The sequence below is a fragment of the Shimazuella sp. NTD250 genome, assembly GCF_059510375.1.
Genome location: NZ_JCAJZS010000004.1, coordinates 279177 through 300350 on the forward strand (window position 1 = coordinate 279177; position 21174 = coordinate 300350).

Genomic DNA, 21174 nt, shown 5'->3' on the forward strand with positions numbered 1-21174 from the left:
CTGATGACAATGACAGGTTTCGCATGGGCAGTTCCCTTGCTCCCACTGTTTGCATTTGTTGTGCAATTGTTACTGCGAACAAAAGGGACGAAAAAACTCGTATCTTTCATTGGAGTTGGGCTGACGTTTTTGTCTTTTGTGTTTGCTGTTTATCTCGTTGCACAGAGCTTCTTTTGGAATCACGACATCCCAGCATGGAAAATTAACTGGCTACATATTGGTTCAAAAGTCGTTACTGTTGGAGCTAGTTTTGCTCCTCTACAAGTGCTCATGCTTTTTATTGTGTCTTTGGTTAGTTGTTTGGTTCAAATTTACTCGATCGGCTATATGAAGGATGATGGGCGGAGTAATACCTTTTTTGCTTATTTATCGTTATTTACGTTTTCTATGCTCGGCTTAGTAATTGCACCAAACTTTTTGGAACTTTACTTTTTCTGGGAACTAGTTGGTGTGTGCTCCTTCTTGCTAGTTGGGTTTTATTTTTATAAAGAATCAGCAAAACAAGCTGCCAAGAAAGCATTTATTGTAACCCGAATCGGTGATGTTGGTTTATTTATCGCGATTTGCCTATTGTTTTGGGAAGTTGGTAGTTTCGATTTTTCCATCATAAAAGAAGCAGTAGATACCAATCAGATATCTGCTAGTATGATTACCCTTATCGCTATTTTGATCTTTGCAGGAGCGGCCGGAAAATCTGGTCAATTTCCGCTCCATACATGGCTGCCTGATGCTATGGAAGGGCCTACACCGGTGAGTGCTTTAATCCATGCAGCGACAATGGTAGCAGCAGGTGTTTTTCTTGTGGCGGAAACTTTTTGGTTTTTTGAAGCATCTTCTACTGCTTTAGCTGTTGTATCGTACATAGGGGCATTTACAGCATTATTTGCAGCTCTTATCGCTTTGACTCAAACGGATATCAAGCGAGTGCTCGCGTATTCTACTGTAAGTCAGCTAGGATATATGATGTTGGGGCTCGGTTCGTTAGGCTTAACGGCAGGCTTATTTCACTTATTTACCCATGCATTCTTTAAAGCTTTGTTATTTTTGGTTGTTGGTGCAGTCATTGTTGCATATAACAAGGAACAAGATATTCGAAAAATGGGTGGATTAGGAAGAGAACAGAAATGGCTAGGAATTACATTTCTGATCGGTGGGCTTAGTATATCCGGCATTCCTCCATTTTCCGGTTTCTTTTCAAAAGATGAAATTTTTGCAGTAGTATATCAAAGCGGTAAATATGACTTGTTTGTAGCAGCATTGCTAACCGCTTTTTGTACCGCTTTTTATATATTTCGAGTCTATTTTCTCGTTTTTACTGGAAGAGGAGCGGTTAAGCAAGCCAAGACCTTCTCTTGGCATTATCAAGTACCTATATGGGTATTAGCCGTTTTTTCTGTAATTTCGGGTTTCCTGCAATTTCCCAAACCTATTTTAGGACACTGGTTGAAGGGAGCAGAAAGTGGAACTTTATGGTGGATAGCTCTTCTAGCCACATTCGTGTCTCTGTCAGGAATATTTTTGGCTTATGCGGTGTACCAAAAACAATGGATATCTGCCGCATCTCTCATGAAGTTTAGTAGTTTTGGCTATCGACTTTCTTATCGTAAGTTTTATATAGACGAGTGCTACCAAGCGTTATTTGTATGGTCTCTTCAAGGATTAGGCTGGTTATTGACGGGTTGGGATCGTTTTATTATTGGAGGTATCGCTCGTTTCATCAAATCATTACCATATGAGCTTGGTACGATTGGTTCTTATGTACAAAATGGTCAAGTTCAACGCTATCTTTTGATAAGTGTCTTTGGTTTTCTGATTCTTCTCCTAACCATCACAGCGGGGAGGTTGATCTTCTGATGGGACTTCTTTCATTTTTGCTATGTATTCCACTTTTAGGTGTGGTAGTACTTCAATTTTTATCTAAAACAGCAGTTAGCGCACATCGTGGTTTAGCTATTGTCTTTACTTTTATCGCTTTTGTTTTTAGCCTCTACTTATACTTTCCTTTCCAAGCGAGTCAAGGGTTGCAGTTTAAAGAAAATATACCTTGGTTTCATTTTGGATCAACAGATGGTTTTTTCTATAGTCTTGGTTTAGATGGGTTATCTCTGCCATTACTTGTCCTCACTACATTAGTTAGTTTTATCGCGTCCATGGCTTCTATCTATATGAAGGAACGCACAAAGACCTATTTTTCACTTTTTTTATTACTTGAATTAGGGATGATGGGTGTTTTTCTAGCTTCCAACCTGTTTTTGTTTTTCTTATTTTTTGAAGTTACGTTAGTAACCATGTTTTTCTTGATTGGAATTTGGGGATATTCTCAAAAAGAAAAAGCAGCATATCATTTTTTGATTTACAACGGATTAGGTTCAGCGTTTTTACTCATTGGTATTGTGGGGATATATGTAATTTTTGGGTCAGTAGATTACGAAGTTTTGAAGAACGAAATAGCTGTTGTTCCCCCTTCTGGAATTATTTGGACATTGCTGGCATTTTTATTGATAGCTTTTGCGATCAAGCTGCCAATTTTCCCTTTTCATCGTTGGATGTTACTTGTCCATGTAGAAGCACCGCCTTCTATTGTCATGATTCACGCAGGGATTTTATTAAAAATGGGTGCTTATGGGATGCTTAGATTTGGTGTTAGTATGTTTCCAAACTATATGGAGTACCTTTCTACTGTCTTAGCTGTGTTAGGACTTATCAATTTGCTATATGGAGCTATTTTAGCTTTTGCTCAGCAGGAACTAAAGAGTTTGTTAGCATATTCAAGTATCAGTCATATGGGAATCGTGCTATTAGGGATAGCAGCAGTAAATCAAGTTGGATTGCAAGGTGCTGTTTTTCAATCTATCTCCCATGGATTGTTATCGGCTCTATTCTTTTTCTTAGTTGGTTCTCTCTATCAGCGAACCAAATCAACTCAATTTGAGGATCTTGGAGGGCTTGCAAAGTCAATGCCGATTTTTTCAGGTATTTTGATGGTAGCGAGCTTGGGGTTATTAGGACTTCCTGGTTTATCAGGATTTATAAGTGAGTTTTTTTCCTTATTGGGATTGTTTGAAAAACATCCAATTTATGCTGCTGTAGCGACATTAGGCTTGATTTTAGCAGCTGTGTATACGCTGCGGGCTTTGATGTCAGTCACTTTTGGAGAGCAACAAAAAGCTTTTAAAACAAGGGACATCGATTGGAAAGAATGGGTTCCTATGTTTGTATTGGTCCTGCTTATCATTGCAATAGGAATCTATCCTGAACTAATAAGCAGCACATTAAATGGTGCGCTCAATACTATAGCATCTGGATGGAGGGGTTAAAGATGAATGAAATGATCATGCAACTCTCTCCAGAGTGGATATTACTAGTAGGGATTGCCTTAGTGTTAGTTGGGGAGATTTTGCTAAAGGAAGATAATTCACGGTTTGTTCTAGGTGTTATTTCTATTTTAACGGTGATTGCTTCAGGGCTGTTTGTGTTACTACAAGACAAAGAAGTTATCAACATATTTAGTGGGAGTTTCATGAGTGATCCCACTATTCGATCTATTAAAATTCTGCTGATTGTGGGGACGTTGCTTGTGCTCATTCTTTCCTTTGCTGAAACCGTTTCTGCCAAAGGAGAATATTATTTACTTCTTTTATCCGCTTTATTAGGTGCTATGACACTAGTAAGCTCTTCTGAGTTAATTTCGTTATTTGTCAGTTTGGAACTACTCAGTCTCTCTTCCTATGTACTGGTAGGCATGCATCAGGATCGAATGATTTCAAGTGAAGCGGCTTGGAAATATGTAGTTTATGGTGGAGCATCTTCTGCCTTTTTGCTCTATGGAATGTCATTTTTTTATGGCTTAACAGGTACCACAAAGTTAGTGGGTATGACTGATTCGCTTACTACTGCCTACAATAATGAACACGAGTTGTTACTATATTTGGGACTAGTTCTTCTGTTCATTGGGATTGGATTTAAGATCACTGCCGTTCCATTTCATATGTGGGCACCTGACGTTTACCAAGGTGCGCCTATGACAATCACTACTTTTTTAGCCGTAGTTTCTAAGATCGCTGGTTTTGTCTTTGCTCTTCGATTGTTTAGTGGATTGTTTCCTTCGGATGGACTAAAGCCAATTGTACATATGGTGGTTATCCCCGCAATGCTGGTCATTGCTATGCTGTCTATGATCGTTGGAAATGTTGTGGCGCTTAAACAATCGAACTTAAAACGGTTATTGGCATACTCTAGTATCGGGCATGCAGGTTATATGCTTGTTGCGATCATAAGTTTATTATTGAGTAAAGAGAAAGAAGCATTTTTCAGCTTATATTATTATTTTGTAGCTTATTTATTGGCTAGTGCAGGTGCTTTTGCTACTTTGCAAGTAATCGCCAAAGATCGTAGTCCTGATCAAAAAATGTTGAGTGGTCTGTATAAGAGATCACCATGGCTTGCCTTTTGTCTGACTGTATTTTTATTGTCACTAGCAGGAATTCCTTTTACGGCAGGTTTTATTGGAAAATTTACCATACTCATCAACGCATTTGGCAATAGTTTGTTTTGGCTCGCTGGCACTATGCTGCTCACGACTGTCATTTCCTATTACTACTACTTCCGATTAATTCGTCAGATGTACTGGAAAGAGGATGACAAAGTATCGTTGGATGAGATTCATTGGTCAACAGGAATTGTAATTGCAATAACGCTTATAGGGACATTTTTATTTGGAATTATGCCAAGTTTTGTCTTACAAAGCTTGAGTACCTGGATATCATAATGCAGAAATCCCCATCTTTAGTAGATGGGGATTTTTTATCAACACATTAATCGCCAATTTGTACAAAGTTATCCGTTTCTGCTAAGGCTTGAACCATTCGAGGATGAAGTGGAAGGATCAAATCAGCAGATTCTTTTTCAAATGTACCATTACGATTTAGTACATGTAATGCTTTGGCACGAATCTGATAATGTTTCCATGTAGGGTGTTGGAGTTCATTTTTGGGAAGTGTATAAGGAATCATCCCAATGATATCAGAGAGCATGAGATGATAGGTCATGTTCGGTTTTTGAAAGATAAATTCTTTTTTTGTCAGAGTAAATCGATAAGGATATTTCACCTGAGAAATAACTAATTCTCCAGAAAATCGTTTGATGTGAATAAAATCGGTATTTATATTCATCCCTCCAAACGTAATGAGTGTTATTATTGTAACATATATTTTCATCTGATTTTTGCAACGATTACTGGAGGAATCATAATGCAGGGACCTAATCCAAATACAAAATACCCAATGGAGCAAAATCCAAACGTACAGTTCATAAAAAACGTCGTTACTAGTCCCAATATACAAGTAGGGGACTACTCTTATTACCATTCCAATAATAGGGAATCATTCGAGGGTCAAGTGTTGTACCATTATGAAATTTATGGGGATAAATTGATTATAGGAAAGTTTTGCTCGATCGCAGCAGGTACAACTTTTATTATGAATGGGGCCAATCATCAAATGGATGGTTCAACATATCCATTTCATTTATTTGGAAATGGATGGGAAAAGTATGTGCCGTCATTGGACGATCTTCCATATAAAGGTGATACCACTGTTGGCAATGATGTTTGGATTGGAAGAAACGTGACTGTTATGCCAGGATTAAAAATTGGTGATGGAGCAATTATCGCTTCCAATGCAGTTGTTACCAGAGATGTAGAAGCCTATTCGATTGTTGGTGGGAATCCTGCAAAGGAGATAAAAAAACGATTTTCGAAAGAAAAAATTGATGAGTGGTTAACTTTAAAGTGGTGGGATTGGGATGTCGATCTTATAACTGCAAACATTGATAAGATTATTAGTGGAGATTTGGAAGAGTTAAAGCGAGTGACATAGTAGAAAGAAATGTTATGGAAAAAGTCCTTTTTATAAAGGGCTTTTTTTGTAGCGATAAACCGTCTATTGCCATATGAAAATAGTCAATAAAGGAAAATGTAATTATTATCATGTTATTCTGAAATGATATATGATTTCATCTCCATTTTCATTGTAAAATAAGAGGGAAGAAGGTTATTTTGAAAGAGGATAGAGGTAAGAGAAGATAATGATTATTCTAAAAATACTACTTTTTCTTTTGCCAATATTGGCATTTTTATTTGGAAAGTTGTTGTATGTCGGTTTAAAACGTACTTATCGCACACAGAGTATCTCTATCCCTGGATTGGGTATTTGGTTTGCTGGTCTAATTATTGGTTTGTTTATCATTTTTCTACTTTTGTTTGCGTTTGGTTTTGGTGTAGCTTTTTGGTTGTTTTAAAGTAAAGCCTCTTACAAGTAGCAAGAGGCTTTATCTTGCAGTGTCGCATACAAGGATACATCTAGGTCTACTTCTTCAATTAATCATTTACTTATTACAAATTGATCAATTACTTCAAATGGTAGATGGTCTTCAATAGAGTGATTGTAATGAGCAGTATCAATAATTCCATTTTCGTTGATGAGAAACTCAGCAGGGAGACGGTAGAAGTTAGAACCTTCTTCATGAATAAGTGGGAATCCAGCGGCCTCTGCTTTTGTAGTTAAAGATTGAACTTTTTGTTTGTCTTTTAAGGTTGCTTCTATTTTTTCTATGGAAGTCTCTACGTAGTATCGATTATAAATTTCGGCTTTCGGGTCTGCGATCAGAGAAAAGGGAGCTTGTTGTGTTCCGACGTGTGCTTGTACGTTTTCCTTTGGGGATTCAAAAAACGCAATGATTTCGAAGCCTTGTTTGTTCCAATTTGGATAACGTTGAATAAGCTGGTGTACATGTAAGTTACATAAAGCGCAAGCAGAAAAGCGAAAGAAAGATACCAATACTTTTTTTCCACGGAAAGCTTTTAACGAGACAGATTTTCCATTTTGATCCACACATTGAAAATCGGGAGCAATTGCACCAGATATAAGAGTTTTCATTTTCATCCTCCTGTTATGTTTTTTATCATTCTAACTAAGGTGAACATATTCTCTCTGTAACTTAGTTACATAACAGAGGTTTCTAATTGTTCTCTGTGTAAAATTATTATTTTTCCCCGCCCTGTTTCAATCCATCCTTTCCGTTTATATTGCGTGAGATATCGACTCACCACTTCTCTAGCAGTTCCTATTTCCTTTGCTAATTCAAGATGTGTTATTGGAATAATTCCATTATGGATTGTATCTAGTTGTAATAGTGTTCTCATTAGTCTTTTATCAATAGACTCTTCCTCTTGTTGTTTTCTTTCTCCCATGCGAAGCATTCCTGTCAACAAATCACCGAATATGTGATGACGTATGGATTCATACTGGAGAACCCATTTTAGAAAACTGGCTTTGCGAACAAATAAAACTTCGACCTCTGTAGTAGATATGATTGTTCCCGGATAATCTCTTCCGCTTAAGCCGCTTAGTGTTAATAGCCCGCAAACTTCACCTGCTGAGAGTGTATTGGAGATACTTTCTCTTCCATTTTCATCAATTGCGGTGATATTGGCTGTTCCGCGTAGTAAAAACATACTATTTTTTTCAGAGACTTGAGAGTCAAAAAAATTTGTTTTAGCAGGGAATACGTGTATCGATGCTTGAGCCTCCTTCCATTCTTGTAAAGCAAGTATTTTTAAGCTTGGAAAAATATGGAATATACTAGTGCGGGTGGCATCAGTTAACATGGTATGTATCCTTTCTTTTTGCTAGAATTGTAGATGTTGTTCTAATTTGTAAATTGAATCTCTTTCAAGAATAATCTCAAAAAATGTTTTGCGATGGAACTGTTTTTTCGTGTACGATAGACTTGTTGTGTGAACCGTGAACAATGGAGGTGCTATCATGGAGCAAGCAACAGAACTTGGTGTTTCCGCCCTAACAAACATCATCTTCTCTTTAACCTTGATTGCCTTTACATGGTGGGTGTTACTCCGTGTTCGGATCGAAGCGATATTGAAGATAAAAGAGCCTTGGTTTGCTTTTATTGTCATGATGATGTTATCGATCATCATCGGCCATCAACTAGCCCTTTTCTTTATCAATTATTTAGATTGGTCTAGGATTATCGGGCAGTATCTTTTCTAGCATCATTTGTATAAACTCTCATCCGCACGTACACAATGGATATCAAATGGCTGTAGGGAGAGTTTATGATGTTGCGATGGATCGGTATCTTGCTTATTAGTAGTATTATTTTGATGGGAAGTAGCCAAGCAGGTTCAGTAGTACCTCAAAAGTTACTTGGAGTAGCCTACCAAATGGAGATCGAGCCGACATCTTATGTTGTTCATCACAGTGGTCGTATGGGTCACCTGTTATCTTCTTCACAAGCAGAACAAAACATGCGACAATGGGTGAATGAGCTTTCTCTAGGCAAGTTAGAAAAACGTACGGATCAAGATGGTATTCGCTATGATGCTTCTGGAAAGTGGGGAAATTTAGAGGTCTCATTTTATATGATCATCGACCAACCTGAGGCAAAAGTATCAGAGCCATACATAGCGATACAAGTGACAGGCCATGGAAAGCCAAAAGATGATTGGCCTAAGGCGGCGGATCGAATCCAAAAATTCCTTTTCGAACAAGAGATTCCTACACATCTGCATTACTCGATACAAGGAAATTTAGATCATTCCACAGATACAATAAAGACTGCACATAACATTGTGAAACTATTAGATGCAAAAGAGATAGAAGGAATGGAAACCGATCAGACTGTGAGTATTTCCGCATACTCATCTTTGTTTCCGGAGAGTATCCAAACCGGGGGAGGAAAAATGAATCTCCAAGTAGCAACCCATCGTGATGCAAAAGATGGCAAGCTAATCGTGACAATTGGTTCGCCAATTATTACAGTGGAATATTAAGATCATCTGGGGGGAAGACATGTGGAAAAAATTATCGTTCAAGGTGGAAACCGTTTGCAAGGCAAAGTGAAAGTACATGGTGCTAAAAATGCGGTTCTACCGTTGATAGCGGCATCTATTTTGCCAGCAAGAGGGAGTATTACCATTTTGGATGTGCCTATGTTAGACGACGTAAAAACGATTACCAAAATGTTGTCTAGTTTAGGAATAAAAGCAGAACTCGGAGAAGATAGCGTACACATAGATGCTCAAACATTTGAGACCACACAAGCTCCGTATGATTTGGTTCGGAAAATGCGAGCTTCGTTTCTCATTATGGGTCCACTTCTGGCGAGAAAAAAACATGCGCGAATTCCGTTACCTGGAGGATGTGCAATTGGCAGCCGTCCGATTGATCAGCACTTAAAAGGCTTAGAAGCAATGGGAGTTCAATTTGAAATTGAAGCTGGACATATTGAAGGCCGAGTTGCAGATCGACTGCAAGGAGCGAGTATTTATTTGGATTTCCCAAGTGTAGGTGCTACTCAAAATATTATGATGGCAGCTAGTCTTGCAAATGGTCGTACGGTGATTGAGAATGCAGCATGTGAACCGGAAATTGTCGATCTAGCAAATTTCCTCAATGCAATGGGGGCAAAGGTTCGGGGAGCTGGAACCGATGAGATTCGCATTGATGGAGTTGACTTTTTACATGGAACCGAATATACCGTGATTACCGATCGGATTGAAGCAGGAACCTATATGGTTGCTGCCGCTATCTCTCGTGGGGAAGTATTTGTAGAAGGGGCGATAGCTGAACATCTCATCCCTCTTATTGCGAAATTACGCGAGATGGGTGTACAAGTGATGGTGAGCGAAGATGGTATTTTGGTTCGGGCAGAAGGGGAATTAAAACCAATTGATGTCAAAACCTTACCTTACCCAGGATTCCCTACTGATCTTCAATCGCAGGTGATGGCACTTCAATTAACTGCTAAAGGTACTAGTCTCATGTCAGAGACCGTATTTGAAAATCGTTTTATGCATGTGGAAGAGCTGAAACGGATGAGTGCTCATATTAAAATTGATGGTAGAACCGCTGTGATCGAAGGAGGCCATCCGCTCTCCGGTGCACAAGTGACATCTACAGATTTGCGTGCAGGAGCAGCTTTGATCTTAGCTGGGCTCGTAGCAGATGGAGTAACAGAGGTGTACGGTTTACATCATGTGGATCGTGGTTATGTAGATATTGTTGGGAAGTTACAGTCATTAGGTGCAAAAATCAAGCGTGTGACTGTGGAAGAGGAAATTTCCGCAACTAGTCATTCCTATGCATAAAGTTGCCAATGTGGAAATCGCTCTATGTTAGAGCGATTTTTTTCTTTATAATGAAATCATAGGTACTCCAGCACAGAAGGGAAAAAGATGTTTTTCGGAATGGAACTATTCTGTCAATTCATCACTCTATCTTCGCAAAATCGAGCTCAAAAGAACTTGAAAAAGAGGGCAGAGAGAGTGGATGAATTTGTATGTTCAGAAACGAGGATGTTCTTTTACGTCCTCGCTGGCATAGTGATTCTCTGTCTCATCGCAAACATAGGAGTGACCCTCTTGTCGTGAGGAATGCTGCTTGCTCGTGCGGCCTTATGGGTTCGCACGAGCAAGACTGATACATATTACTTTGATAGAAGAGTTCTAATCTACTATTTCTGCTAATAGGCTAAGAGAAAGATTCCTGTTAGGAGGTTTTTTTTTGTCCCATAACTACAAATTTGTTGGATTGATGTGTTCCCTTTTTGTCCTTTTACCACTAGCTATCGTGTTGATTCCAATGGTTTTAGTAGATTTTCAGCAAGATGGTATAAAAGTAGATGCTCTCGCTCCTGAGCGTAACAATAACCTAGCTGATGACTCTAAAATTTATATAAATGTTAAGTTATCCGCTGAAAAAAAGATCGTTCAGCTTCCACTAGAAGATTATATTCGCGGGGTGGTAGCTTCTGAGATGCCAGCAGAATTTGAACCCGAATCTCTACGAGCACAGGCGATGGCGGCCCGTACTTATATTTATAGTCGTGTGAAAAATAAAGAAGCAACTGTGACAGATACGGTTAAAGATCAAGTATATGCTACAGATGAAAAACTAAAGAAAAAGTGGGGAATTCACTATCAACAAAATATGACAAAAGTTCGTGATGCAGTAAACTCAACAAAAGGGAAAATTATTACCTATCAAGATAAACCAATCTATGCAGCTTTTTTTTCAACTAGTAATGGATACACAGAAAACTCAGAGGAATATTTTACAGAAGCCTACCCATATTTGCGAAGTGTTCCATCAACTTGGGATAAACTATCTCCAAAGTTTATGCGCAGTAAAACATTCACGGTATCTTCTGTCGTCCAATCATTGGAACAACATACTGGGAAAAAAGTTTCCATCACAGCCTTTTCACAAAGACACCCTATAATTTTAAAAAGAACTTCTGGAAAACGAGTTGCCAAAATCAAAATTGGAGATCACATTTTTACAGGGAGAGAAGTCAGAGAGGCATTGGGATTGGCATCCTCTGATTTTTCGTGGCAGCAAGCGGGGGATCACATCACTTTTATTACCCATGGATTTGGGCATGGTGTTGGCATGAGTCAATGGGGGGCGAATTTGATGGCAAAACAAGGAAGGTCAGCCGAAGCGATTATCACCTATTATTATCGGGGTACGGAAATTGAAAATATAAAATATTAGTTGATATCAATTATAATTTTTTCTATAATCAAAAAGAAATTCGACCATGAAAAGACGAGAAGAGGAATCGTGGCGATCCGTTCTTTGAATGCAACCGAGAGAAACATCGTGGAGGATGGAAAGGAAGTCCCGCAGATCATGCCCGCGTATGTACGTGATGGGAAGGTCTATCGTCTCCCTGATCCGGAAGATGGTGTAGAGATCTACGTGGAAGTGAATGTCTACGACATTGCTTCTAAGGGACGATCCGATCTCCGGCTAGTAAAGTAACTCTGGTCATTCATAAGGACTGCCATGTGTGATGCATGGCAGTCTGATGCTAAAAATAAAATTCTATATATAAATAGAAACACCAGCATTCAAAATAGTTTGCTGGTGTTTTCCTTTCTTTTTTCTTGATTTGCAATTTTCTTTTGAATATAATGAAGTTAATCGAATGAGCAAAGTTCTGGAGGAACAATGGCCAAGAAGGGCAAGCGAGTCCGCAAGCCGAATGAGCCGAAGACGACCCCCCCGCGTTCCGAGCGGAAGCCGGCGAGCACCAAGATGCCGCAGGCGGGCGACATGCGGACGGGCAGCCCGACGGTATCGGGCACCAGCAAGCGGAAGCAGCGCAAGAGGAAGTCCTAGTAGTCCTCCGGGACACTCAGGATGAGACTGGATCACGCGAGTGATCTGGGCTCATCCTGAGCCTATTTTAAGCAAGAACTAGGTCAAATAGCTGATTTCTGCTTGTGGGAAATATTGTTCCACTAGTGTTTTCATATGCACACGTATTGCCTCCATATGTACATCTTGGTATACATACTTCGTTCGACCATAACGTCCCCATTTCTTTTTCCGCTCTTCTTCGTTCATCTCCAATTTTGTTTTAGGATAACGCTTTTCAATGATGTTTTTTGCTGTTTTTGTAAATCGATGGGTAATCAGTTCAAAGGTGAGGTCATCTATATCCGGCAAGGTATCATGTAATTTTTGGATTAAATCCGAGTAGCCATCTTCCCATCCATCAAATATCATGATCGGTGCGATGATAAATCCGAGTGGATATCCTGCTCTGGCTACTTTTCCAGCTGCTTCAATGCGGTCAGCTAAAGGAGAAGTTGAGGGTTCGAAGTTTTTTACGACATAGTCCGCATTAACACTAAAGCGAAAGCGAGTATGGCCATTATGTTTCGCATCGAGTAAGCTGTCGACATTGGCGTATTTGGTAACAAAACGAAGCCTGCCTAATTCTTTTTCTCCCATATATTCAATCGCTTTTTTTAGTGAGCCAGAAATGTGTTCAATGCCAACTGGATCTGAGGTACAAGCAGCTTCAAACCGAGTGATCTCAGGTGCCCTTTCGGCAATGTAATGATCAGCTGCTTGGAAAATATCATCTAAGTTTACATAGATACGAACGTAAGGACGTGCTCCCATCGTTGTTTGGAGATAACAGTAATGACAATGCCCCATACATCCAGTAGCAAGTGGAATGGCGTATTCTGCGGATGGCTTTGAGGTGTCAAATTTAAGTGTTTTTCGAATACCTACCACTAATGTCCGCTTTGCAATCCGGTACTTTTCCAATTCCGTTTCTCCTGGAAGATTCGTAATGCGATTGTGGGAAGTGGTCATTTCTACAGGGATATCGGTTTGTTTATATTTTTTATATAGTTCTTTTCCAAGTGGATAATCTAAAACTGCCGGTTCAAAGTAAACTAGTTCAGGTTGAAATGGTTTCATGGGTTAACTCCTGTTGCACATTTACTTATACTTTTTCCATAAGAAGTTAGGAAAAATAGGTACAATAATTACCAATGAAATGGTTGTTTCTTTTAGCTTTTCTTGCTTTTGCATTTGTCCCCCACTAAATATTAACCAAGTGTTTCATTTTTTCTTAAAGATGAAACAAAATTTACCAATTAAGGTATAAACAGGTGTATATGCGTCGAGACTGGTCACTAGAGGTGATCAGGCTTATGAAACCAGAAGAACCAAAAAACAAAGTTTCTTTTCTGGATGAAAACAAAAACCAAAAAACAAAGAAAACTACTCAACTTTTAGACAAAAAATGGTTTTTTCCAGCGCTCTATATGACTGTTGCAGTATGTGTACTCGGTATGGCATGGTGGTATCAGTCTACAAAACAACAGGATGTAACTCGGACAAATAGTCCTGATGTTGATACTGTTTTGCCAGTAGAAGAAGTTCCATCTGAGAATCTAAAACAGATTTCCTTACCAGTGGCCAGTGACCCAACAGTTACCAAAATGATGGATTTTTACGATGCAAATGCTAGTGATAAAGCGAAAGAAAGCGCATTGGTCAAATATGCGGATACTTATTGGCCTCATACAGGAATTGATTTTGCTAGAAAAAATGGAAAATCATTTGATGTTGTTGCCAGCGCATCAGGAAAAGTGGTTAGAGTAGAAAAAAATCCTGTTCTTGGTCAATTAGTAGAGATCAAACATGAAAATGGTTTAACCACTATCTACCAAAGTTTGTCCAATGTAAAGGTTACGCTAAACCAATCAGTGGTGAAAGGGGATGTCATTGCGGAAGCAGGACAAAACCAATTTGAGAAAAACGAAGGTGTACATCTTCATTTCGAAGTTCGGAAGAATAACCAAGCTTTAAATCCAAATGAATATGTAAAATAAAAAAACGCCCTTATGATTAGGGCGTTTTTTTGTGGCTTCTTCATTCATCTTTTCATTAACTATCCTTTCTAGCTTGTACCAGCATAACCGGTTGTACGCTTCATATAATGTATCAAACAAGCAGAAAGGAGGAGAGGGGAGTTGCATGATTATATAAAAGAGAGAACCATAAAAATTGGTCAATATTTTGTAGAGACCAAAAGTACTGTACGAGTAATAGCAAAAGAATTTGGGGTTTCAAAAAGTACAGTGCATAAAGATTTAACAGAAAGACTTCCAGAAATAAATGCGGATCTGGCTAATGAAGTAAAAGAAATTTTAGAATATCATAAATCCATAAGACATCTACGTGGTGGAGAAGCTACCAAAATAAAATATAAGCGCAAAGCAGGCAGCAAAGATGTAGCGCGGATTCCTATATAAATAAATTTCACATTTCGGAAGGTCGGATGTATTCAAAATTTACATAATCGTCCCATCTCCGACCTTCTGATTATATGGTAAAATATATAATACAATATTCACTGGTGTTAGTAGACGAATCGAGGTATGCTTTGTTATATTTTTGTTAGGTGATTTCGATGGACAAGCTTATCGTAATTGGAGAGGTATGACACATGAGTCAATTAGAAGATAAAAAAGATACAAAAAACGACAAAGTCAATGTAGAACAAGATGACAATCGTTTGCCAGTTGGGGAATTAAAGTGGAGCAAGGAACAAGAGGATCAGGAAAAAGAAGAGCAAAAAGAAAGTAAAGAAAAAGCAATGGAAGTAAAAGAAGAAGAATCTACCCAGAAAGATAGTGTTCAGTCTGAAGTTTCAGCAACCTTATTGGAAGCAGAGAAAGAACAAGAAACAAACATTTCTTCACAAGAGGGGAAGGAGAAGAAAAAACAAGATCCACTCGCTGGAATTGAAGATACCCTTACTCCGATTGATTTTAAAACTTATGAATTTGATGCAGAACAATTAAAAGCAATTGAACAGGAATTAAATTCGTTAAATCCGCAAAAATTAGAAGAAGAATTAAACACCATTCACCATCAGCCCCCTGCAAAAGATTATGTTGAGTACGAGGAAGACGAAGAAGAGTATACAACAGATTCCAGATGGGTAAAACGTAGTATATGGATTTTAGGAGTCCCTGCACTTTTAGTTATTGTCTTATTTGTCAGCTTAATTATTGGTCACACGGTTGTAGGCGGTCAGCCGGTTAGTGATATATTTGATATGAATATGTGGATACATGTATACAATTTAATTTATGGATAAACAACCCCGTCTGTGTGAATTACCACAAAGACGGGATTCTTTGTGGTAGCTGGAGGGTCTTAGATGATAAACATACCAAATATCCTTACTATATTCCGCTTTTTCTTGGTCCCTGCCTATCTATTTATATATTTTTCTGATATACCTAGTAAATTATATTGGTCTGTTGCGATTATTTTGCTAGCAGGAATTACAGATGTGGTGGATGGATATATAGCGAGGCGTTATAATCTTGTAACCGAAATAGGCAGTCTTCTCGATCCTTTAGCAGACAAGTTAATGATCATTGCGGTATTTTTATCGCTTCTCATTACACATAAAATTACTTTATGGGCAGCATTTGCTGTCTTTTTGCGTGATATTTCCATGATTATCTACTCCACCCTGTTTCACTTAAAAGGTAAGAAAACAATCCCAGCAAATATTATGGGGAAACTCACAACAGTACTCTTCTATATTGCTTTGTTCACCCTACTCTTCTCCATAAATGGTGCACAAACATTTCTTTGGTATGTCATTGGATTATCTTATTTAACCACTCTTATTTATTTCGTTCTCATTCGTTCTGCTAATAAAAGAGTAACCTAGCTCGTCATCGCCTCATTCGTATGCTAAACTGTATCGAGTATAGTTGGCTAGCGAAAAGGAGTTGAAGAAACATGGAATGGGATATTAATAAGATTCAAGAAGTTATCCCTCATCGTTATCCATTTCTGTTGATTGACAGGATTATAGAAGTAGTTCCAGGCCAAAAAGCAGTTGGAATCAAAAACGTAACGATGAATGAATCTTTTTTTCAAGGACATTTTCCAGATTACCCAGTGATGCCTGGTGTGTTAATTGTAGAAGCTTTGGCACAAGTAGGAGCTTGTTCGATACTTATATTAGATGAATACAAAGGGAAAATTGCGTTCTTTGCTGGTATTGATCGTGTCCGTTTTCGTGGACAAGTAAAGCCAGGAGATACGCTCCAACTTGAGGTTGAGATGACACGTTTACGTGGGAAAATGGGGAAAGGGAATGCTGTAGCCCGTGTTGGTGACAAAATAGTCGCTGACGGAGAAATCATGTTTGCTATCATGGATGGAGATAATGATAAATAATACTTCACTTGAATGTATTTCGTGAGGCACCGATTTCTGAGTAATTCTTGTAAGCAGGAAAACGAATGTGACTAGCTATGTTGAGACATTTGGTATTGTGCATAATTATAATTATGGCTCTTGTGACAATTGAAACAGACTCTTATTTCCCACGTATTACGTGGGATTTTAGTTGGCAAGAGCCTTGCAGTACATACGAAGATTAACAAATAAAGTGTGTCTATTTAGGGTTGACTATATCAAAAACATTTCATTTGTGTTACAGTGATCGTAATGTTACTGTAATATTAAATGTTGCTTAAAGAGAGGGAGTAACATACCATGATCCGCTATGGAATAGTAGGTTGCGGTCATATCGCCAAAAAACATGTTGCGGCTATTGCAAATGTGGAAGGCGCGGTTTTGACTGCTGTATGTGATACCAATGAGGAAAGATTACAGGAATTTGTCACAGATAATGTCCAAGGTTTTTTGGATTTAAAAGACATGCTCTCCAGCAATCTAGTAGATGTTGTTTCCATTTGTACTCCAAGTGGGCTACATAAAGCACTAACTATCCAAGTTGCAGAAGCTAAAAAGCATGTTGTAGTGGAAAAGCCAATGGCACTTACCTTAGAAGATGCAGATGCGATGATGGAAGCTTGTGAAAGAAACAAGGTGAAAATGGCAGTTGTCCATCCAAATCGTTTCCGCCCGGCTATTATCGAGTTAAGGAAACAGTTGGACAAGGGTTCATTTGGTAAAGTTGGTCATGCAAATGCGACAGTGCGTTGGAATCGCAACCAAGCATATTACGATCAGGCACCATGGCGAGGAACCAAAGCGATGGATGGTGGAGTCTTGATGAACCAAGCGATCCATAACATGGATCTGATGCTATGGATGATGGGAGAAATCGAAGAAGTTAGTTCCTACAATGCTACGCGTTTACGCGATATCGAAGCAGAAGATACTTCTTTATCTGTGATTCGTTTTAAAAACGGGGCATTGGGAGTTTTAGAAGCAGCAGTTACCATCTATCCAAAAAACCTAGAAGAATCTCTATCTATTTTTGGAGAAACGGGTACTGCAATAATTGGCGGACCGAATGCAAACTGGATAAAGACTTGGAATTTTGAAGGCTTAAGTGAAGAAGAAAAACAGAACACGATTGAAAAAATAGATCAAGATCCATTTGGTATTCCTGGACATGAATGTATTATCCAAGATATGACCAATGCAATCGCTCAAGATTATATTCCAGTTGTTTCCGGTAAAGAAGGAAGAGAAGCTTTGGCGTTTGTAATTGCATGCCAACAAGCTGCTGAAACAGGTCAACCTGTACACATGGATCAGTTGTTAAAATCTCGAGAAGGAGCTATCAAATAATGAATAAAATTCCTTTGTTAGATCTCACCAAACAATATGAAGGTATTCGTGAGGAAGTTCGTGATGCAATTGATCGTGTCTTGGAAAGCGGACATTATATTTTAGGTCCAGAAACAAAAGCATTCGAAGCAGAAGTAGCTGAATATTGCGGCGTAAAACATGCTATTGGTGTAGGAAACGGTACAGATGCTCTGCAACTTGTTTTAGATGCTGCCGGGGTTAAAGAAGGAGACGAAGTGATCACCACTCCTTTTACTTTCTTTGCATCTGCTGAAGTAGTTTCCCAATTGAAAGCTACTCCTGTATTCGTAGATATTGATCCCAAAACGTACAATCTTGATGTGGAGCAATTGAAAAAAGCCATTACTCCAAAAACAAAAGCGATCATTCCTGTGCATATTTTTGGCCAACCAGCTGATATGGATGCTATTATGGAACTCGCTGAACAACACAACATTTTTGTTTTAGAAGATGCAGCACAAGCAATTGGTTCAGAGTATAAAGGGAAAAGAATTGGATCATGGGGACATGCTGCTACATTTTCCTTTTTCCCAACAAAAAACCTCGGTGGTTATGGTGATGGTGGAATGATCGTTACCAACGATGATGAATTGGCTGCAAAACTTCGTATTTTGCGTGTGCATGGAAGCAGTCCAAAATATTACCACAGCATGATTGGTTACAACAGTCGTTTGGATGAAATTCAAGCTGCTGCATTACGGATCAAATTACGTCGCTTAGATGAATGGAACAATGCGCGTGCTGAAAATGCTGCGTACTACAATAAAAAATTAGCGGAACTACCAGTGGTAACCCCATATCATGCTGAAGATCGTAAACATATTTACCATTTGTATAATGTACAGACAGAAGACCGTGAAGGATTAATGGCTCATCTGAAGGAAAATGGTATCGCTTCCGGTATTTATTATCCTCTGCCACTACATCTACAAGAAGTCTATAAAGGGCTTGGCTACAAAGAGGGGGATTTACCAAACGCAGAGACCATTTCCAAAAAAATATTTGCTCTGCCACTCTATCCAGAGCTAAGTAGAGAGACGATTGATCATATTGTTCAGGTTGTGAGAAACTACTTTGAGTAAAGGGGATGAACGCTCGTGAACAGTTTGCTCGAAAAAATTGAATCGAAACAAGCAGTAATCGGGGTAGTAGGACTAGGTTATGTAGGCTTGCCTCTTGCAGTAGAAAAAGCAAAAGCTGGTTATAAAGTAATCGGTTTTGACGTGCAACAAAAGCGCGTTGATATGGTGAACAATGGTGTAAACTATATCGGTGATGTCGTAGATGATGAACTGAAGCAAATTATTCGTTCCAGTCAATTAACGGCTACCGTTGATTATTCTAGAATCCAAGAGGTAGACGCCGTTGCGATCTGTGTACCTACTCCTTTGGATAAGTACCAGCAACCAGATACTACCTATGTGGAGGCATCTGGTAAAGAGATTGCAAAATATCTTCATCCAAACATGTTGGTTGTATTGGAAAGTACTACTTATCCTGGTACGACAGAAGAAGTGTTACAACCGATCTTGGAAGAAACAGGTTTAAAAGTTGGAAAAGACTTTTATCTTGCCTACTCTCCAGAGCGTGTAGACCCAGGAAATAAAACCTTTAATACAAAAAACACCCCAAAAGTAGTAGGTGGTGTTTCCCCTACTTGTACCAAAATCGCTGCTGCTATGTATCGCGGCGTTTTAGAAGGCGATGTGCATGAAGTCTCTAGCCCAAAAGTAGCGGAAATGGAAAAGATTTTGGAAAATACATTTCGTAACATCAACATTGGTCTTGCAAACGAAATGGCTATTCTTTGTAATAAAATGGGCATTGATTTATGGGAAGTTATCGAGGCTGCAAAAACAAAACCTTATGGATTTATGGCCTTTTATCCAGGTCCAGGGCTAGGTGGGCACTGTATTCCCATTGATCCCTTCTACCTTACTTGGAAAGCACGGGAATACAATTACCACACTCGTTTGATCGAAGTGGCTGGTGAGATCAATAATGAAATGCCGAATTTCGTAGTGGATCGTACGATGAAAATCTTGAACCGCTATCAAAAGTCACTCTCAGGAGCAAAAGTGTTAGTACTCGGTGTTGCTTACAAGAAAGATATCGATGACTATCGCGAATCACCTGTAATGGAAATCATCAAGCTGCTTGAGAATTACCAATCTGATTTTGATTTAGTGGACCCGCATATTCCTTCATTCCGACTAGATGGAAAGGTTTATGAGACAGTCGAACTGACTGAGGAGAAACTAAAAGAAGCAGATTTGGTATTGATCACGACAGATCATACTGCGTTTGATTATCAACAAATTGCTGATGCTTCTACTGCTATTTTTGATACACGAAATGCACTAAAAGATATCAAAAACATCAACGCGTACTACGAAAAATTATAAAGTAGGTGTCGCATGAAACATTATATTCATGACACAGCAAAATTGGGACAAAACGTAACAATCGGCTACTTTTCTGTGATCGAAGAAGGAGCAGTGATTGGGGATAATGTTACCATTGGAAACAATGTCACCATTCATGCTGATACGGTTGTCAAGGATCATGTGTTTATTTCTGATAATTGTGTAGTAGGTCGTTGGCCAAGACCAGCTAAAGCTTCTACCGTAAAAGTTGATACAAGCCTGCCTGCGCTTGAAATTGGTGAAGGAACCACATTAGGGGCAAATACAGTGCTTTATCGAGGCAGTAAACTCGGTCGCGAAGTGATGGTGGGAGACCAAGCATCCATTCGAGAGAAAGTTTCCATTGGTGATTCAGTTGTGGTTGGACGAGGAGTAGCAGTAGAAAACCAAGTAGAAATTGGGTCCTATACCAAAATCCAAACCAATGCCTATATTACCGCTTATACTACCATCGAAGAACGAGTATTTATTGCTCCAACTGTTACGACAACCAACGATAACTTTATGGGTCGTACAAAGGAGCGATTTAAATTGGTTAGTGGGCCACATATCAAGAAAGGTGCCCGAGTCGGAGGAGCTTCTATTTTATTGCCTGGTGTTACTGTTGCAGAAGAGAGTTTTATTGCAGCAGGTGCGTTGGTTAACAAAGATACTGAAGTAGCAAAAGTATATGTGGGTGTTCCTGCTCGTACCTTGCGTGATGTGCCAGCCAAAGAAAAACTGGAAAACCAAGAGTAATCTCAATGGGGAACAAGGCAAAA

24 protein-coding genes are annotated in these 21174 nt (G+C 38.9%); 19 read left to right on the forward strand and 5 right to left on the reverse strand.

What is annotated here, in order from left to right:
- The first annotated feature begins 3 nt into the window (after positions 1–3).
- Genes nuoL through AC5WOF_RS12300 form a run of 3 tightly spaced genes read left to right on the forward strand, consistent with a single transcriptional unit; the run spans position 4 to position 4768 of the window.
- Positions 4–1854 (forward strand): NADH-quinone oxidoreductase subunit L, encoded by a 1851-nt coding sequence (gene nuoL, locus AC5WOF_RS12290; protein WP_496050249.1) that lies wholly within the window; start codon positions 4–6, stop codon positions 1852–1854.
- Positions 1854–3317 (forward strand): complex I subunit 4 family protein, encoded by a 1464-nt coding sequence (locus tag AC5WOF_RS12295; RefSeq protein ID WP_496050250.1) that lies wholly within the window; start codon positions 1854–1856, stop codon positions 3315–3317. Before nuoL ends, AC5WOF_RS12295 begins: the two co-directional genes overlap by 1 nt.
- 2 nt (positions 3318–3319) lie before the next feature.
- The gene (locus AC5WOF_RS12300) at positions 3320–4768 is read left to right on the forward strand and encodes an NADH-quinone oxidoreductase subunit N (protein ID WP_496050251.1); all 1449 of its coding nucleotides are present in this window, start codon (positions 3320–3322) and stop codon (positions 4766–4768) included.
- 46 nt (positions 4769–4814) lie between these two features.
- On the opposite strand, the gene AC5WOF_RS12305 is transcribed toward AC5WOF_RS12300, so the two are convergent.
- On the reverse strand, positions 4815–5171 hold the full coding sequence (locus AC5WOF_RS12305; RefSeq protein WP_496050252.1) for a hypothetical protein: 357 nt from the start codon (positions 5169–5171) through the stop codon (positions 4815–4817).
- 78 nt (positions 5172–5249) lie between these two features.
- Here AC5WOF_RS12305 and AC5WOF_RS12310 point away from each other — a divergent pair, with 78 nt between their 5' ends.
- Positions 5250–5876, forward strand: coding sequence for a Vat family streptogramin A O-acetyltransferase (locus AC5WOF_RS12310; protein ID WP_496050253.1), 627 nt, complete (start codon positions 5250–5252; stop codon positions 5874–5876).
- A gap of 208 nt (positions 5877–6084) precedes the next feature.
- On the forward strand, positions 6085–6297 hold the full coding sequence (locus AC5WOF_RS12315; RefSeq protein ID WP_496050254.1) for a hypothetical protein: 213 nt from the start codon (positions 6085–6087) through the stop codon (positions 6295–6297).
- A gap of 83 nt (positions 6298–6380) precedes the next feature.
- Here AC5WOF_RS12315 and AC5WOF_RS12320 read toward each other — a convergent pair whose 3' ends face one another.
- Positions 6381–6935 carry a peroxiredoxin family protein gene (locus tag AC5WOF_RS12320; protein WP_496050255.1) on the reverse strand — a complete coding sequence of 185 codons (555 nt, stop codon included), beginning with the start codon at positions 6933–6935 and terminating at the stop codon, positions 6381–6383.
- Positions 6936–7000: 65 nt separating this feature from the next.
- The gene (locus tag AC5WOF_RS12325) at positions 7001–7666 is read right to left on the reverse strand and encodes a Crp/Fnr family transcriptional regulator (RefSeq protein WP_496050256.1); all 666 of its coding nucleotides are present in this window, start codon (positions 7664–7666) and stop codon (positions 7001–7003) included.
- 157 nt (positions 7667–7823) lie between these two features.
- On the opposite strand from AC5WOF_RS12325, the gene AC5WOF_RS12330 reads away from it, so the two are divergent.
- From AC5WOF_RS12330 to AC5WOF_RS12350, 5 genes are all read left to right on the forward strand, one after another.
- Positions 7824–8066 (forward strand): DUF1146 family protein, encoded by a 243-nt coding sequence (locus AC5WOF_RS12330; protein WP_496050257.1) that lies wholly within the window; start codon positions 7824–7826, stop codon positions 8064–8066.
- Between the two features lie 68 nt (positions 8067–8134).
- Positions 8135–8848, forward strand: a complete 714-nt coding sequence (locus tag AC5WOF_RS12335; RefSeq protein WP_496050258.1) for a YwmB family TATA-box binding protein — start codon at positions 8135–8137, stop codon at positions 8846–8848.
- Between the two features lie 21 nt (positions 8849–8869).
- Positions 8870–10165 carry a UDP-N-acetylglucosamine 1-carboxyvinyltransferase gene (gene murA / locus AC5WOF_RS12340; protein ID WP_496050259.1) on the forward strand — a complete coding sequence of 432 codons (1296 nt, stop codon included), beginning with the start codon at positions 8870–8872 and terminating at the stop codon, positions 10163–10165.
- A 415-nt stretch (positions 10166–10580) separates the two neighbouring features.
- Positions 10581–11573 (forward strand): stage II sporulation protein D, encoded by a 993-nt coding sequence (spoIID, locus tag AC5WOF_RS12345; RefSeq protein ID WP_496050260.1) that lies wholly within the window; start codon positions 10581–10583, stop codon positions 11571–11573.
- 138 nt (positions 11574–11711) lie between these two features.
- On the forward strand, positions 11712–11843 hold the full coding sequence (locus AC5WOF_RS12350) for a hypothetical protein (protein ID WP_496050261.1): 132 nt from the start codon (positions 11712–11714) through the stop codon (positions 11841–11843).
- Between the two features lie 63 nt (positions 11844–11906).
- On the opposite strand, the gene AC5WOF_RS12355 is transcribed toward AC5WOF_RS12350, so the two are convergent.
- Positions 11907–12239 (reverse strand): hypothetical protein, encoded by a 333-nt coding sequence (locus tag AC5WOF_RS12355; RefSeq protein ID WP_496050262.1) that lies wholly within the window; start codon positions 12237–12239, stop codon positions 11907–11909.
- Positions 12240–12281: 42 nt separating this feature from the next.
- On the reverse strand, positions 12282–13301 hold the full coding sequence (gene splB, locus AC5WOF_RS12360; protein WP_496050263.1) for a spore photoproduct lyase: 1020 nt from the start codon (positions 13299–13301) through the stop codon (positions 12282–12284).
- 236 nt (positions 13302–13537) lie between these two features.
- Between splB and AC5WOF_RS12365 the strand changes: the two genes are divergently transcribed.
- The 9 genes from AC5WOF_RS12365 to AC5WOF_RS12405 all read left to right on the forward strand — a co-directional run bounded on the left by AC5WOF_RS12365 (position 13538) and on the right by AC5WOF_RS12405 (position 21151).
- Positions 13538–14221, forward strand: a complete 684-nt coding sequence (locus AC5WOF_RS12365) for a peptidoglycan DD-metalloendopeptidase family protein (protein WP_496050264.1) — start codon at positions 13538–13540, stop codon at positions 14219–14221.
- Positions 14222–14362: 141 nt separating this feature from the next.
- Positions 14363–14644 (forward strand): sporulation transcriptional regulator SpoIIID, encoded by a 282-nt coding sequence (spoIIID, locus tag AC5WOF_RS12370; RefSeq protein ID WP_496050265.1) that lies wholly within the window; start codon positions 14363–14365, stop codon positions 14642–14644.
- Between the two features lie 194 nt (positions 14645–14838).
- Positions 14839–15495 carry a DNA-directed RNA polymerase subunit beta gene (locus AC5WOF_RS12375; RefSeq protein WP_496050266.1) on the forward strand — a complete coding sequence of 219 codons (657 nt, stop codon included), beginning with the start codon at positions 14839–14841 and terminating at the stop codon, positions 15493–15495.
- Between the two features lie 63 nt (positions 15496–15558).
- Entirely contained in the window at positions 15559–16083 is a 525-nt protein-coding gene (pgsA, locus tag AC5WOF_RS12380) for a CDP-diacylglycerol--glycerol-3-phosphate 3-phosphatidyltransferase (RefSeq protein WP_496050267.1), read from the forward strand.
- Between the two features lie 71 nt (positions 16084–16154).
- A complete protein-coding gene (gene fabZ, locus AC5WOF_RS12385; protein WP_496050268.1) occupies positions 16155–16598 on the forward strand; it encodes a 3-hydroxyacyl-ACP dehydratase FabZ in 444 nt (147 codons plus the stop codon).
- A gap of 321 nt (positions 16599–16919) precedes the next feature.
- Positions 16920–17966 (forward strand): Gfo/Idh/MocA family protein, encoded by a 1047-nt coding sequence (locus AC5WOF_RS12390; protein ID WP_496050269.1) that lies wholly within the window; start codon positions 16920–16922, stop codon positions 17964–17966.
- Positions 17966–19069 (forward strand): DegT/DnrJ/EryC1/StrS family aminotransferase, encoded by a 1104-nt coding sequence (locus AC5WOF_RS12395; protein WP_496050270.1) that lies wholly within the window; start codon positions 17966–17968, stop codon positions 19067–19069. The genes AC5WOF_RS12390 and AC5WOF_RS12395 overlap by 1 nt, the downstream gene beginning before the upstream one ends.
- 15 nt (positions 19070–19084) lie before the next feature.
- Positions 19085–20392: a nucleotide sugar dehydrogenase gene (locus AC5WOF_RS12400; protein WP_496050271.1), complete on the forward strand. Its 1308-nt coding sequence runs from the start codon at positions 19085–19087 to the stop codon at positions 20390–20392.
- Between the two features lie 12 nt (positions 20393–20404).
- Positions 20405–21151: an acyltransferase gene (locus AC5WOF_RS12405; RefSeq protein WP_496050272.1), complete on the forward strand. Its 747-nt coding sequence runs from the start codon at positions 20405–20407 to the stop codon at positions 21149–21151.
- Positions 21152–21174: the final 23 nt, after the last annotated feature.